The organism is Paenibacillus sp. FSL P2-0089 (assembly GCF_038595095.1).
Classification (GTDB): Bacteria; Bacillota; Bacilli; order Paenibacillales; family Paenibacillaceae; genus Paenibacillus_AQ; species Paenibacillus_AQ silagei.
Genome location: NZ_CP152006.1, coordinates 7,334,468 through 7,348,577, shown reverse-complemented (window position 1 = coordinate 7,348,577; position 14,110 = coordinate 7,334,468). Strand labels below are relative to the sequence as shown.

General features: G+C 51.2%; 16 protein-coding genes and 1 tRNA gene. 15 read left to right on the top strand and 2 right to left on the bottom strand.

Annotated features, from left to right (window positions below; translation table 11 throughout):
• The first annotated feature begins 70 nt into the window (after nt 1-70).
• Together NST69_RS31395 and NST69_RS31390 are read left to right on the top strand one after the other, a co-directional pair.
• Nucleotides 71-1,234 (top strand): aminotransferase class V-fold PLP-dependent enzyme, encoded by a 1,164-nt coding sequence (locus NST69_RS31395; protein ID WP_340956929.1) that lies wholly within the window; start codon nt 71-73, stop codon nt 1,232-1,234.
• Nucleotides 1,235-1,320: 86 nt separating this feature from the next.
• On the top strand, nt 1,321-1,821 hold the full coding sequence (locus tag NST69_RS31390; protein WP_209879288.1) for a DUF4446 family protein: 501 nt from the start codon (nt 1,321-1,323) through the stop codon (nt 1,819-1,821).
• Here NST69_RS31390 and yyaC read toward each other — a convergent pair.
• Nucleotides 1,793-2,401, bottom strand: a complete 609-nt coding sequence (yyaC, locus tag NST69_RS31385; protein ID WP_036728050.1) for a spore protease YyaC — start codon at nt 2,399-2,401, stop codon at nt 1,793-1,795. The two genes, NST69_RS31390 and yyaC, sit on opposite strands and share 29 nt — an antisense overlap.
• Before the next feature lie 197 nt (nt 2,402-2,598).
• On the opposite strand from yyaC, the gene NST69_RS31380 reads away from it, so the two are divergent.
• The 4 genes from NST69_RS31380 to NST69_RS31365 all read left to right on the top strand — a co-directional run bounded on the left by NST69_RS31380 (nt 2,599) and on the right by NST69_RS31365 (nt 4,283).
• The gene (locus NST69_RS31380) at nt 2,599-2,874 is read left to right on the top strand and encodes a DUF3343 domain-containing protein (RefSeq protein ID WP_036728049.1); all 276 of its coding nucleotides are present in this window, start codon (nt 2,599-2,601) and stop codon (nt 2,872-2,874) included.
• Complete coding sequence (locus tag NST69_RS31375; protein ID WP_340956933.1) at nt 2,867-3,904, top strand: mechanosensitive ion channel domain-containing protein; 1,038 nt, start codon at nt 2,867-2,869, stop codon at nt 3,902-3,904. Before NST69_RS31380 ends, NST69_RS31375 begins: the two co-directional genes overlap by 8 nt.
• Nucleotides 3,904-4,116 (top strand): DUF951 domain-containing protein, encoded by a 213-nt coding sequence (locus NST69_RS31370; protein ID WP_076081909.1) that lies wholly within the window; start codon nt 3,904-3,906, stop codon nt 4,114-4,116. Before NST69_RS31375 ends, NST69_RS31370 begins: the two co-directional genes overlap by 1 nt.
• A 76-nt stretch (nt 4,117-4,192) precedes the next feature.
• Nucleotides 4,193-4,283 (top strand) — tRNA-Ser (locus tag NST69_RS31365).
• A gap of 344 nt (nt 4,284-4,627) precedes the next feature.
• Here the strand turns inward: NST69_RS31365 and NST69_RS31360 are convergent.
• A complete protein-coding gene (locus NST69_RS31360; RefSeq protein ID WP_036728044.1) occupies nt 4,628-4,825 on the bottom strand; it encodes a YjzC family protein in 198 nt (65 codons plus the stop codon).
• A 244-nt stretch (nt 4,826-5,069) separates the two neighbouring features.
• Between NST69_RS31360 and rpsF the strand changes: the two genes are divergently transcribed.
• From rpsF to NST69_RS31315, 9 genes are all read left to right on the top strand, one after another.
• Nucleotides 5,070-5,354 (top strand): 30S ribosomal protein S6, encoded by a 285-nt coding sequence (gene rpsF / locus NST69_RS31355; RefSeq protein ID WP_036728042.1) that lies wholly within the window; start codon nt 5,070-5,072, stop codon nt 5,352-5,354.
• 49 nt (nt 5,355-5,403) lie between these two features.
• Nucleotides 5,404-5,919: a single-stranded DNA-binding protein gene (gene ssb, locus NST69_RS31350; protein WP_342548040.1), complete on the top strand. Its 516-nt coding sequence runs from the start codon at nt 5,404-5,406 to the stop codon at nt 5,917-5,919.
• A gap of 21 nt (nt 5,920-5,940) precedes the next feature.
• Nucleotides 5,941-6,213 (top strand): 30S ribosomal protein S18, encoded by a 273-nt coding sequence (rpsR, locus tag NST69_RS31345; RefSeq protein WP_036699837.1) that lies wholly within the window; start codon nt 5,941-5,943, stop codon nt 6,211-6,213.
• A gap of 526 nt (nt 6,214-6,739) precedes the next feature.
• Nucleotides 6,740-8,701 carry a DNA mismatch repair protein MutS gene (locus NST69_RS31340; RefSeq protein ID WP_342548039.1) on the top strand — a complete coding sequence of 654 codons (1,962 nt, stop codon included), beginning with the start codon at nt 6,740-6,742 and terminating at the stop codon, nt 8,699-8,701.
• Nucleotides 8,702-8,931: 230 nt separating this feature from the next.
• Complete coding sequence (gene opp4A / locus NST69_RS31335) at nt 8,932-10,653, top strand: oligopeptide ABC transporter substrate-binding protein (protein ID WP_342548038.1); 1,722 nt, start codon at nt 8,932-8,934, stop codon at nt 10,651-10,653.
• A 395-nt stretch (nt 10,654-11,048) separates the two neighbouring features.
• Nucleotides 11,049-12,101 (top strand): LCP family protein, encoded by a 1,053-nt coding sequence (locus NST69_RS31330; protein ID WP_342548037.1) that lies wholly within the window; start codon nt 11,049-11,051, stop codon nt 12,099-12,101.
• Nucleotides 12,102-12,291: 190 nt separating this feature from the next.
• Nucleotides 12,292-12,717, top strand: coding sequence for a CBS domain-containing protein (locus NST69_RS31325; RefSeq protein ID WP_036728036.1), 426 nt, complete (start codon nt 12,292-12,294; stop codon nt 12,715-12,717).
• 158 nt (nt 12,718-12,875) lie between these two features.
• Nucleotides 12,876-13,178: a MazG-like family protein gene (locus tag NST69_RS31320; protein WP_179090524.1), complete on the top strand. Its 303-nt coding sequence runs from the start codon at nt 12,876-12,878 to the stop codon at nt 13,176-13,178.
• 6 nt (nt 13,179-13,184) lie between these two features.
• Nucleotides 13,185-14,102 carry a DUF2232 domain-containing protein gene (locus tag NST69_RS31315; RefSeq protein ID WP_036728034.1) on the top strand — a complete coding sequence of 306 codons (918 nt, stop codon included), beginning with the start codon at nt 13,185-13,187 and terminating at the stop codon, nt 14,100-14,102.
• The last annotated feature ends 8 nt before the right edge of the window (nt 14,103-14,110 follow it).

Sequence of the window (14,110 nt, the reverse complement as noted above, 5' to 3'; positions counted from 1 at the left end):
TATCCTGAGATATCCTTAATACGGATATGGAGGGGTATGTTTTTTAAATCGAAAAGAGGGAGGGTGGAAGATGGAGAGGCTGGTATATCTCGATCACGCAGCTACTTCGTGGCCCAAGCCGCCGGAGGTGGCTGCAGCTATGGTGGAGGCCTTGGAACAGTCAGGGGCCAATGCCGGGCGGGGCAACCACTCACTGGCTATCGGGACGGGGCGGGTATTAGTTCGTGCACGAATGCTGCTGGCAGAGTTGTTTGGTATAGCGAATGCTCAGGATATTGCGTTCACCCATAACACAACTATGGGGCTAAATATGGCTATTAAGGGTACACTTCAACCAGGGGATCATGTCGTTTCGACGATGACAGAGCATAACTCAGTGCGCAGACCCTTGGAGTATTTGCGCCGGAGCATCGGGATTGAAGTGGATTATATACAGGCGGACCGCGAGGGCCAAATCAATCTTCACGAGCTTCAGCGTTCTCTGCGTCCTAACACCCGGATGGTGATCTGCAATCATAGTTCCAATCTGCTGGGAAGTATTCTGCCGATTGGGGATATCGGTGACATAGTGAAATCGCATGGGGCTGTGTTCCTGGTAGATGCCGCTCAAAGTGCAGGGGCGCTTAATATTAATGTGGCGGCTATGAATATTGATCTGCTGGCATTTCCGGGACATAAAGGGCTGCTCGGTCCGCAAGGGACCGGGGGGCTGTATATCTCTCCTGGGCTGGATCTGGAACCGCTGATGCATGGAGGGACTGGCAGTCAGTCGGAGAACAGCGAGCAGCCAAGTGTTCGCCCGGACCGTTATGAGGCAGGGACACAGAATGCCGTCGGAATAGCTGGTCTGCTGGCTGGCGTGAAGGCGGTTAAGGCGCTGGGAGTGGAACAGATTCATATGCAGGAATGGAAGTTGACACAGCTGTTGATGGAGGGCTTGGCTGCTATTCCGGGCATGCGGATTCTGGGTCCGGCACCGGGCGCTCCGCGCAGCGGAATTGTGGCTTTTGTCGTAGAGGGGCAGGAGTCGGCGCATATTGCCCACCGGCTGGACCGCGAATACCAGATTGCTGTACGGGCAGGAATGCACTGTACACCGCTGGCCCATCAAGCAGCGGACACTCTGGCTAGCGGAGCGGTAAGGGCGAGTGTGGGAGTGAGTTCCACGGAAGCGGATGTTCAGCGGCTGCTGTTAGCCATGGACGAAATGTACGGCGTATCGCGTTCAAGCTAATAAGTGGATAAGGATTCAGGTGGATTATACAGGTCGGTGTCGTTACAGCGTGGGAATTCTTATTTTTGTATAAAGGATGATTCAACATGTCGGAGTTAAATGAAATCATAAGCGAGTATTTATCGGCGTTCATCATGGGCTTTGCCGGGGTAATCATACTGATGGCCATTATGATGATCGTCCAGGGTGCCAGGCTTCGCAGAATGCGGAGCCGGTACGAAGCCATGATGGGCGGGAATGGCATAGAGGATCTGGAGAATCTGCTGGTCAATCTGAAGAATCAGGGGGATATGCTGGAGGAGGTCCAGTTGGAGCAGAAGACGCTGCTTGAAGCGGCACATACCAAAATGCGCGGCATGAAGTCGAAGGTGGCCATGAAGCGCTATAATGCTTTTGGAGAACGCGGTAATGACCTGAGTTTCTCGCTTGCCATTCTGGATGACAACCACAGCGGGATTGTGCTGAGCAGTCTGCACAACCGCGAGAACTCATATATCTATGCTAAGCCGATTGAACAGGGAGAGACCCCGTATGCTCTGTCACCGGAGGAGAAGGAAGTTATTGCTCTCGCGTTGCAGCAGATCTAGCATGCAGGTTCCACTGCTTCAAGGCAGAGTAGAGGCTGGATGAAATAATATCCGACAAGCGCATCACCAGGCTTAATCTGGTGTTCTGCAATACGAAATATTCCATGAATCCTCCCACATTAACGATGCCGGTCAAATGGATATCGCCAACGGGGGGAAGCTGCTTGTTGACCCCTGCGCCAGGACGCAGCGGACCTTCAACCACCTGAATGCAGCCGACGCTGGTGGACTGGCCGAGGCAGGCGTCAATGGCGATGATGAACGGGTTGGCATGCTTTTGGTACACAAGGCTAACTGTCTCTTCCAAGTTAATGGCATGTACCGGCTCCTCCAGCGTTCCGTAGAGATGGAACAGCGGGCTGTGAAAGCGGGCCAGTGTCGTGCCGACCAGGGGGCCAAGAGAATCGCCGGTCGAGCGGTCCGTGCCCACGCAGATAATGACAATGGGCGTATCCGGACGGGTGCGCGAAAAGTGGAACAGCAGACGGTGGGTAATGGCAGAATAGATATTGGGGTCGGCATGTGATATTTTTAAACAGGATGGTTCTTGCAGCGGTGGAGCTTTGGAAGAGAAATTCATATAATCGTCCTTTCTGAGGCGGCGACTGCAAATCACGGGAAAATCAGCTAAAAAAGCAGTCAGGCTGCCAGGCTGCTGATTATGCAAGGCTTACGTCCGCGGGAGCGTGTTCTGATGATCCTAGTATATGGATGGAAGTGGTTTTTTATACTATGGCGGCAATAGATAGGACCAATAGCCCAGAGGAGGCGTGGAGTGTGGAGGAGGAACTGCTGCTAGCGTTTGATTCGACCCAGCAGGCGCTGCGCGCCGAGATGCTGCTTGAATATGCGGAGATTGAAATCGATATCTTCCCTACGCCCAAGGAGATCACCGCCGGCTGTGCGATGTCGATCCAATTCTACCGGAGTGCGCTGGATGAGGTAAGGGTCCTGGTCGAAGAGCAGAACGTAGAGATCCGGGGGATCTTCGCCAAGGCCGTTGAGGGTGCAGGGTATGTGGAAATAACGGAGAAGGAGGGGTTCGATGATTAACAGCTTACTGGCGGCCGACGGCGTTGACGGTGTTGTTAATGATGCCGTCCGCTTCAAAGATAAATTATGGGACTGGTTCACCAATACTGATATGTGGGCCGCGGTCCTGTTTTCGGGAATCAGAATTCTCATAATTTTCATTCTGACCCGGGTGATTATCAAGGTGGTCTCCAATGTGATTGACCGGTCTCTTGAGCGGGAGACGAGGGGGAGGGCATTAGTCAATAACCGGCGCTTCTCCACGGTCGGCGGACTGATGAAGAATGTGGTTACCTTCTTCTGTAACTTCACCATGATTCTGCTGGTTCTGTCGGAGTTCAACTTCGATCTGAAGCCGCTGCTCGCCGGAGCAGGGGTAGTCGGGCTGGCTATAGGGTTCGGCGCACAAAGTTTGGTCAAAGATGTGATTACGGGCTTCTTTATTATTTTTGAGGACCAGTTTGCAGTCGGGGATGTTATCCAGAGCGGAACCTATAAGGGAACGGTAGAGATGATTGGCCTGAGGACGACCAGACTGCTAAGTGCTACGGGCGAGGTACACATCATTCCTAACGGCACGATTGTTAATGTGACGAATTATTCGCTGGCGAATGCACTGGCTGTAGTAGATGTTCCGGTTAAAATCGAACGCGGGCTCGAAGCCACCCTGGCACTGATCGGCGAGGCGCTTCAGGGCATCGAGGAACGCAGCTCCAGTGTCATTGCCTACCCTAATATTCTGGGAATCCAGTCGATGAGCACCTCAGAGTATGTCATCCGCATAGCGGCGAATTGCCTGCCTAATGCCAGAGACGCTGCCGAGCGGCAGATTCAGAATGATATCAAGCATGCTCTGGAGAAGCAGAGCGCCCTGGAGGCTGCTAAGGCCGAGCAGGAGGCGCGTGAGCAGGCGGAGAGGGAGGCAAGAGAGGCTGAGGCGGCCCGTGAGCAGGAACGCACAGAGGAAGCCCGTAGAGCGCGTGAGGAGCAAGAGGCCAGCCCAAGAAGGCAGGTAGCTGCTGCGCAAGAGGCAGAGGAGGGGGAAGAGTAATGGAACGCAAGGTATTCGGGCTGGGTGATATTGTGCAGATGAAGAAGCAGCATCCCTGCGGAACGAACGAGATGGAGATTATCCGTATGGGGATGGATATCCGGATTAAGTGCACCGGCTGTCAGCACAGTGTCCTCATTCCCCGCGCCAAATTCGAAAAGAATCTGAAGAAGGTCCTGCATTCAGCGGATAGTGGAGCGGAGAATAATTAAGCTGGCGCAGGAAGCGAAACGCAAATGAATAACGCTTGCAATTGTGCGATTGGCATGATATGATAATTCTTGCTGCGGAGAGGTACCCAAGAGGCCCAAGGGGGCTGACTCGAAATCAGTTAGGCGTGTCAAAGCGTGCGTGGGTTCGAATCCCACCCTCTCCGCCACTTCAGCAATTATATTCTTAATTTATGAGACCTCCGTTCTGATACGGGGGCTTTTTTGTGTCTGTATACGCAAAAAGAGAGACCTTCGCAGGTCTCTCTTCCAGAGGCAGTACATCAATGACGTTCGGAAATCTCTGTCTATAGCTACTACTGTGATTGGGTAATGCCAAAGCTGTTACTCCTTTTTACAGAGCCAGCTTCACTCTCCCCGGGTACGATAGCTGCTGAATTCAGAATCCCTGTGATCGTGTTCGTCTGCGACGTTCAACGGAACCACACCTCTCTTTTGTACTGCCTGGGTCTAGTATGCGCAGCCTTCAAGGTTTTATACCTGGCTGCTGAAATTAATGGACACGGGCCTTCTCGACTTTTTTCCACTTGCGGTTCTGGTTGCTGGTCTCCGGGAAGGTGTCGCCTTTCTCCATTGTAATCCGCTTCGGATTCTGAATCTCCGTGTGGAAGCTCCGCGCTTCGCCTACCTCGGTGTAAACGCCCGGGTTGGGGGCTTTGTCGCCCTTTTCATACTCCGTCTGTTCGCCCATTGGTGAATAACCTCCTGTTATCGAATGATGAAGCTGTTATATTGTGGCCTTGACGATGAGGGATTACTCAGAGGTTCTTTCGGAATCCGCCAACATTTTTTGGGGGTCCAGCATCTGGTACGTATTAATAAAACTTGCAATCCTCTGCTGGGTTTGGTATATTAATTTGGTGCGAGTCTATGTTTGTGCTCGTTCCTTGCTCCTGACCTGATCAGGGGCCGCAGACCATAAGGAGGTGAAAATTATGCGCAAATATGAAGTCATGTACATTATTCGTCCTGACATTGAACAAGAAGCCGTTCAAGCAGCAGTCGAAAAATTCCAAGGCATCATCTCCAACGGCGGAGAAATTACAAAGCACGATGTGCAAGGTAAACGCCGTCTTGCGTATGAGATCAAGAAACATCGTGATGGCGTTTTTGTTTTGGTTAACTTCAATGCAGAACCTGCAGTAGTTACTGAGCTTGAGCGTATCATGAAGATTTCTGACGAAGTAATTCGTTATCTCATTACGAACGACGTTGCCTAAGATATTGACAAGCTTTGTAACGAATCGCGCTATTAAGGAGGGGACCTAATTGTTGAACCGTATCATTCTGATCGGTCGGTTGACCCGTGACCCGGAACTTCGTTATACTCCTGCTGGTGTTGCCGTAACACAGTTTACGCTTGCCGTAGACCGTAACTTTACGGGCCAGAATGGTGAACGCGAGGCGGACTTTATCCCGGTAGTAACCTGGAGACAGCTGGCTGAGACCTGTGCCAATTATTTGCGCAAAGGAAGACTGGCAGCCGTGGAAGGACGCATCCAAGTACGGAATTACGAGAATAACGAAGGCAAACGTGTATACGTTACTGAAGTTATTGCCGATAATGTCCGTTTCCTGGAATCCGCGCAGAGCCGTGAAGGCGGAAATGCATCAAGTGGCGGAAGTATGCCTGAAGAGCCAGCCTTCGGTGGCGGCGGTAACGGCGGGAACAGTGCTCGCGGAAATAGCAACAACAATAATTTCTCGCGTAACAACAATACCCAAGATCCTTTTTCGGGCGATGGAAAACCGATCGATATATCGGACGATGATTTGCCATTTTAATAAGGAAGGACTGAACTGAACATGGCTTTCAAACCAAGAGAAGGTGCGGACAACGACAAAAGACCGGCACGTCGTGGTGGACGCAACAAGCGTAAAAAAGTGTGCTATTTCACTGTGAACAAGATTACTCACATTGATTATAAAGACACTGAGCTTCTTAAGAAGTTCATCAGCGAACGCGGAAAGATCTTGCCGCGTCGTGTAACGGGTACAAGTGCAAAATACCAACGCGCTCTGACTATTGCTGTAAAGCGCTCGCGTCAAATCGCGCTGCTGCCTTACACAACAGAATAGGACGTTTTATGAAGCAGCTGGCTTAGCCGGCTGCTTTTTGTATGGGATAACCCATAATTGACAAACGGATTCCAGGTGTAGTAAATTACAGGTATCCTAAAACTAAAGGGGAAATTTTGATGTTGGTGAGCGTTCTTAACTAAGCAATTTCATATCGTTCCGGCTGTTAGCCGCCGCATGCTCTGATTTTGCCGGGGGCATGTCTTGTTGGAGTCTGTCCTGATGACATCTCTGACTGAGTAGACTGCGGGCTGCTGGAATGAATGATTTAGTTAAGAACACACGCGAAGCGTCATGATGGCCTCTTGATCCGGCTATTGTTCTCTTTGTGATTAACCGTGCTCTTGCAGCACGGTTTTTTCTGTTTTCAGGTGTCCTCCCGAAAGAGCCGGGACTCTGAGGCCAAAGAGAAGCAGCAGCAAAAAGAGGGCGAAGACTGCCGTAGTGGCGGTTCTTTGCCCTCTTTTTGCGTTATGCGCGGTGGATTGGGATAAGAAATGTACTTGTATACAAGGAGGAATTCAGATTGAATCTGCAAAGTCTGCACACATTGGAATATGAGACGATTAAGCAGGAATTGCTGCGTCATGCGGTATCTTATGAGGGAAGAAGGGTTGTCAAAGAGCTTCAGCCGATGATCTATCTGCCGGCGATACACCGGGCGCTTGAGGAGGCGCAAGAAGCGAAGGAACTGCTGGAGCGCGGAGCCAGTGTGCCGATTCCCTCGCTGGAGGGCATTGAATGGGTGCTGTCACTGCTCGGGACCGGCTATATGTACAATGAGCAGGATTTCACCGCAGTCTCGCTGTTTCTGAACAGCTGCGGACAGCTCAGGAAATACATGGCCGCCAAGGAGCAGATAGCGCCGCGCATCGCCGCTTACGGGGCATCCCTTCAGGAGCTGAATGGGGTTCGGGACGAGATAGAACGGTGTATCCGGCTGGGCGTCATTGATGACCATGCCAGCAAAGGACTGGAACGGGTCCGCAAACGGCTGGCAGTCGCCAAGGAGCGCCTGCACCGGAAGCTGGAGAGTATCATGAATCGCCACAAATCCATTTTACAGGAAAGTCTGGTCAGTATGCGCGGCGGGCGGTATGTCATTCCGGTGAAACGGGAGTATCACAAGCAAATTAAGGGCTCGGTGCTGGACCAGTCCACCAGCGGGCAGACGGTATTCGTGGAGCCGGATGAGGTGGCCTCGTTACAGGGAGAGATCGAGCTCCTGACTGCTGAGGAGGCCCGCGAGGAAGGAATAATCCTGAGTATGCTGACAGGGCTGATAGAGCAGGAGCAGGCCGCTATCCGGCTTAATATTGAGGTGACGGGCATGTATGACTTTATTTTCGCCAAAGGGAAGGTTGCCCGGGTAATGGATGCGGGGCCGGTTGCTCTGAACGAACGCGGTTATGTAAGGATGAATGGAGGCCGTCACCCCCTGCTGAAGGATATGGTGCCAGTCAGTCTGGAGCTGGGTCAGGGGTATAAATCGCTGATCGTGACCGGGCCGAATACAGGCGGCAAGACGGTTGTGCTCAAAACCCTGGGTCTGCTCGTATTAATGGCACAGTCCGGCCTGCTGGTACCGGTTGATCCCGGCAGTGACTTCGCGGTCTTCACCAATGTAATGAGCGTTATCGGAGACGGACAGAGCCTGACACAGTCCCTAAGCACCTTCTCGGCACAGATGAAGAGTATTGAAGGAATGCTCTATGATGCCGGCAGAGGCGTGCTGCTGCTGATTGATGAGCTGGCTGCCGGCACAGACCCCGGTGAAGGGTTCGCGCTGTCCATCGCGATTCTGGAGGAGTTGAACCGGAAGGGGGCTAATATCGTGGTAACGACCCACTTCAATGAGCTGAAGGCCTTCGCGGCGGCAACGGCAGGCTTCGAGAATGCACGGATGGAGTTCGATAAGAACACGCTGCAGCCGCTGTATAAGCTAACGATTGGCGAAGCTGGCGAGAGCTACGCGCTGCAGATCGCCGAGAAGCTGGGTATTGTCCATTCCGTTATCGAGCGGGCCAAACAGCTTGTGACAGAGCAGCAGGGACACAGAGGCGGCCACAGCCCGTGGAAGGACGCTATCAGAGCTGCTGAGAGAGCTAAAGCAGCGCAGAATGTAATAACTGCAAAAGCGGATAGAACGGCTGAAGGACTGAAGGGAAACGGTGCACCACAGGAGGCACACACACCGGTACCTGAATTTGCGGTAGGGGATGCTGTCTATGTCAGCTCTCTGGGGCGCACTGGAATTGTCTATGAGAAGAAGGACAGCCGGGGGAGGGTCGGAGTGATGATTCAGAAGCAGAAGATGAGCATTAACCATAAGCGGCTGAAGCCTTATCTGTCCAAGGAGGAGCTGTATCCTGAGGATTATGATTTTGATATTATTTTTGAGAGCAAGGAGACCCGGAAGAAGCGTAAGCTGATGCGGAAAAAGCATGTAGAGGGCCTGAGCATCATCCATCCGGGAGAGGAAAATTAAGGCGCTGCTATAGCTGAAGTCTGCCCGTCAGGGCAGGCTTTTTTCAACACCGGAAGGGTTCTGGGCTGCCCCGAAATAAATTAAAGACTTCACTTTACAGTGAATATTGTATATCCTCTATAATGTGGAATAATTATTTGTCCATAATCTGCATAATAGGCATTACAGTAAAATCTAGTGTAGAAACCGCTTACATTACTGTGTGATCCAACCCGGGAGGGAAGAAATATATGTCAAACCGACTCATCGGCAGACTGATGCTACCGCTTGCGCTCTTGGTGGCATTGTCGGCATGCAATGGGCCAAGCCCGGCCGTCAAGAATGTTGTGGCGCGCCTTAGCCAAACAGCCGATGAACCCATTACAGGCGGGACTGTGACCTTCGGCTACCCGTCCGCTTTTCAAGGTATTTTTGAACCGGCATTCTTCGAAGGAGAAGATGATTCCAATGTGCTGGAGTTCACCACTGAGGCGATGTTCACTGTGAAGGATGATTTGTCCACCGCTCCTAATATCGCCAGCTGGCAGGAGTCCGAGGATCATACGGTGTTCACATTCACCATTAAGCCCGGGGTCCGCTGGCATAACGGGGATGAGCTGACCGTGGAGGATTGGAAGTTTGCTCTGGAGACTATCGCCAGCCCGGAGTATACGGGTTCCAGATATTATAGCGTTGAGATGATCAAGGGCGCAGAAGCGTACCACCAGGGCCAGGCTAAGGAAATTACAGGGCTTAAGGTGATGGACCCGTATACGCTGCGCATTACAATGAATTCAGCACGTGTGAACGTGATTGATAATCTGTGGGCCTACCCGATGAACAAGCGGTACTTCGCGGGAGTGGCAGTTAAGGACATGCTGGACAGCGATCAGGTGCGCAAACGGCCAATTGGCACGGGTCCGTTCATGGTAACCAGCATTGTGCCGGGCCAGACGGTGGAAATGAAACGGTTCGATAATTATTACAAGGGCGGAGCGCTTTTGGACGGGATTACTTATAAGGCGATCGACAGCAAGGATATTACCTCTCTGCTTGAAGCAGGAACTGTCGATATGGCGGCTTTGCCGCGTGATGCCTATGAGGCCGCAGGGCAATTGGATAACGTAGAGATTAGGGTCACACCAGGAATGTCGTTTGAATATATCGGGTTCAAGTTTGGACACTGGGATGAGACAGACGGTCAGGTGGTAATGGATAATCCCAAGTTCAAGGATAAACGACTGCGTAAGGCAATGTATTATGCACTTGACCGGCAAGGGATTCTAGATAAATATTCCTATGGCCTTGGGACGCTTATCGAGACACCTATCCCCAGCTCCAGTTGGGCCAAGATTGCGGATGAGGAGATCGACACCTATCCCTATTCTCCGGAAAAGGCTGGGCAGCTGCTGGATGAGGCCGGGTATCTGGATCTAGACGGGGATGGACTCCGCGAAGATCCCGGCGGCAAGAAGCTCGTTATTCACTATGATGCGATGAGCGGCAGCAAGACAGCTGAGGCCCGGACGGCAGCCATTCTCCAGAATTGGCGTGATGTCGGGCTGGATGTGCGGCTCAGCGGAGGAAGCCTCAAGGAGCTGAATACCTTTTATGAAGCTGTGGAGTCGGATGATCCGGCAGTGGAGCTGTTCAACGGCGTGTGGGGACTGGCCAGCGACCCTGATCCTTCGGGCTTATGGCGCGCTACCGATTCGTGGAATTACCCCCGGTGGACATCGAAGCGCAGTGAGGACCTGATCCGGGAAGGAGTCAGCCTGAAGGCGTATGATAAGGACTTCCGGAAGGAAATCTATTATGAATGGCAGAAGCTGATCAATGATGAGGTTCCAATGATCTTTTTCGCTGAACGCTCGGATATTACTGCGGTGAATAAGCGCCTGCAGGGGGTAACAATGAACGCTTTAAGCAATATCATCAATCCGCAGAGCTGGTGGATTAAGGATACTGAATAGGCTAAGAGGACGGTCTGATCTGCTGTGTTAAGTGGCTGAACAGACTGTCTTTTTTTATTTTTTTTGGCTGAAAAAGAATCAAAACGCCGTTTGCTGCGTCATATACTTTATGGAATATAAGCGGCCTAAGTGTCAAAGTTGTCGTTATTTGTTGTTTCTTTTTAGTGGTGAAGTGATTACAATAGAAATATTGTTTATGTGTCAAAGCCGTTTTCCAGGTTTATTCTACAATTAGAACGACCCGAATCCCGGAAAGGGGGAATAATACCATCTGAAGCAGGGCGGCGTACAGCAGCTAGAACAGCCCACTCATGACTGCCTTGGAAGCCCAGGCGGCCATTGTAAATAGATTACGTTCATAATATGTACATTCCACCATAAAGAAGGAATCAAAAATGATGAATAAGCTTAAAAAAATAAAAAAAAGATACATTGCGCTCATTCTGGTACTGGTGATTGCAGCCGGAGGGTTTCTGTTCCAGAAGCCGCTGGCTGTGCTGGCCTTCGACCTCTTTTTGTCCGATCAGGTAGAGACCAAGCTGGCAAACGAATCTTATGTGCCTCTGGATAATAACACCAGCAAGACACCGACTTCCGTTAAGGCTGAACCCGTGGCACTCAAAAGCGATCCGTTCTCTCTGATGCTTCTGGGTACAGATCAGCGGAAGAATGAAACCGCACGCTCAGATACCATGATGTATGCGGTGATCCGGCCGGAGGATTATAAAATTCTGCTGATCTCCGTTCCCCGGGATACCTACACGGAAATTATCGGATACAAGGACAATAAGAAGGATAAAATTACACATGCTTATGCGTTCGGCGGGCAGCAAATGTCCAAGGACACACTGGAAGCGCTCCTCGGCCATGATATTCAATATTATGCCACCATCAACTTTCAGGGGCTGAAGGATGCTGTCGATGCCATTGGCGGTGTGCCGCTCCCGATCAAGAAGGATATTGTCAACAAAGGCAAAGACCATGAGAAATTCACCATTAAGGCCAATAAGTCGAATTATAGCGGCGAAGAGGCACTTAATTATACCCGCTACCGTGAGGATAGCGACTTCAACCGGACCAAACGTCAACAGGTCTTTATTGATGTCGTAGCGAATAAAATGTTATCGATCAGCCAGATCGGCAATATTCCTGAGCTGCTGGATATCATGGGCGACAACTTCAAAACGGATATTCAGCCCTCGATGATCATCAGTCTCGCCAAGAAGTTCATGGGCGGCAAGGACATGGATATCTCCAGCTTCACGGTGATGGGGGAAGGCAAACGGATGGACGGGGTCTACTACGATGTAGTGAACGAAGAGGATCTGAATAAAGCCAAGGCGCTGATCGACAATTGGATGAACCCAAGCACACCGGTTGACCAGCTGATTGAGCCGGGCAAGGCCGGCAATGCGCTTGAGCCTTCGGCCACACCTGCAGTACAATAGGATTAGAACGGCCATTGTTGTCCGTGTAATAACAGCAGCCATTCCCTCAAGGTTAATGGCTGCTGTTTACTGTCTTCATGCTATAATGGAATGGAACTTATTGCTGAGGGCAGACGTATTACTACGGTGGGCTTTAGTGCAAGGAAGGTAAAGTAGCATTCCTTCGGAATTCTTTGAGGAGGATCAAGAGATGAACATTGCGTTTTTTTTACTTCCGAAGCAGGAGGTCGCATGTGTTACCATGGATTCGACGCTGCGGCAGACCCTGGAACGGATGGAGTTTCACCGCTATACAGCAGTGCCGATCCTGAACCGCAACGGTGAATATGCCGGAACGGTTACTGAAGGTGATTTGCTCTGGTATATGAAGGAGTCGGGCGGCGCGGTCACTTTTGAGAATGCTTCCAAATTTCTGCTTAAGGATGTCCCGCTGCGGATGAACAATCTGGCGGTCTCGATTGATGCGGATATGGAAGATCTGATTAATTTGGCCAAGGTCCAGAACTTCGTACCGGTGGTCGACGACATGAAGCGGTTCATCGGCATTGTACGCCGGAGCCAGATTATTGAATACTGCGAGAAATTTGTCTCACGGCAATCGCTCGAATCGTTATAAGGTACCAAGGCCTGTATTTCCGGCGAAGCGGAATGCGGGCCTTTTTTGAAAGATGGAAGGCGGTATTCAGGGGCGGCAGGCGTCCGTGTGGCTCGGAAATTTTTATGCTATAATGGAGAATAATGCTTTTTGCCGGAGGTAGAGAGACAGTGCCCAATGTGCCGAAGGATCTGGATGTGGCCAAACGCGCCAAGGTAATTGAGTGGTTAAAGACGGAAGTTATTGATCAAGTCTCAAGGTTATTCAAAGCGCTGTGGGAAGGCAGTACCACGCGTGTCGGCGACAGTCTGGCCAGCCTGATTATGAGCTCGTACATCTTGGGGCGCAGACTCGGTATTCCTTATCGCGAGCTGGATGATTTACTGCTGGAGAAGCTGCGAAAGCATAGGCAGGAGGGCCATCAGCTCGAAGAATGGTACCAGGATATATCTGCATTAGAAGAACATATGCGTAAGAGGTGAATACTGTTGAAATTTCGCTGGACATCTGTGGCTTGGAGCGTAGCTTATCTGTTGCTGCTGTTATCCCTGTCAACCCCGCTGCTAATTATTACAACATTCTTTATGATTATTCCGGCCATAGTGCTCTTTACGACCCTTAACACCAAGCAGTTCATTCTGCATCTGTTACCGGTTCTGCTGATTGTGGGCCTGATTACCCCGATGTATATCCTGATTGCGGCTTATTTCTTAATCCCGGCCCTTGTGATGGGACGATGGTACAAGAAGCGTGCTTCAGCGATTTCTACACTGATTGCCGGTATGGTCGCTATACTAGCTGAATTCCTGCTGATCCTGCTGATCAGTACGACGTTCCTTAAGTTCAATTTGTACGACTACGTCTATGATGTTCTGAAGACCTATGCAGACTGGCTGGCAAGTATGGGGGCAAGCAATCCGCTGCTGTCCGAGATCGCCCTCTCCTCCGATCAGATTGGCCAGATGAGCTGGCTGACGATCCAGGCGATACCGATGACGCTGATCCTCAGTGCGTTCGTGATTGCGGTCATTACCCATTCCATTGTCCGCCCTATTCTGAACAGTATGGAATATGCGGTGCCCAAGCTGAAGCCGGCGCGGGAATGGAGACTGGCCAGATCGTTCATCTGGTATTATCTGCTTGGCGTCGTAATCAGCCTGCTGTTCGGCGGTGCCGACAGCGGCTTCATGCTAATGGTCTCGGCCAATCTGCTGCCGCTGCTGCAGATTGCGTTCAAGATTCAGACCATCGGCTTCCTCTTCTTCCTGGTGCATGAACGGAAGTGGAGCAAGATCATCGCTCTTCTGCTGGCAATCCCTGTTATTGCTCTGCCGGGATTCTGGATTATTGGTGTGGTGGACCTGGCGTTTCCGCTGCGGGAGCTTGTGAAGAAATCGAAACGATAGGGTGAGGG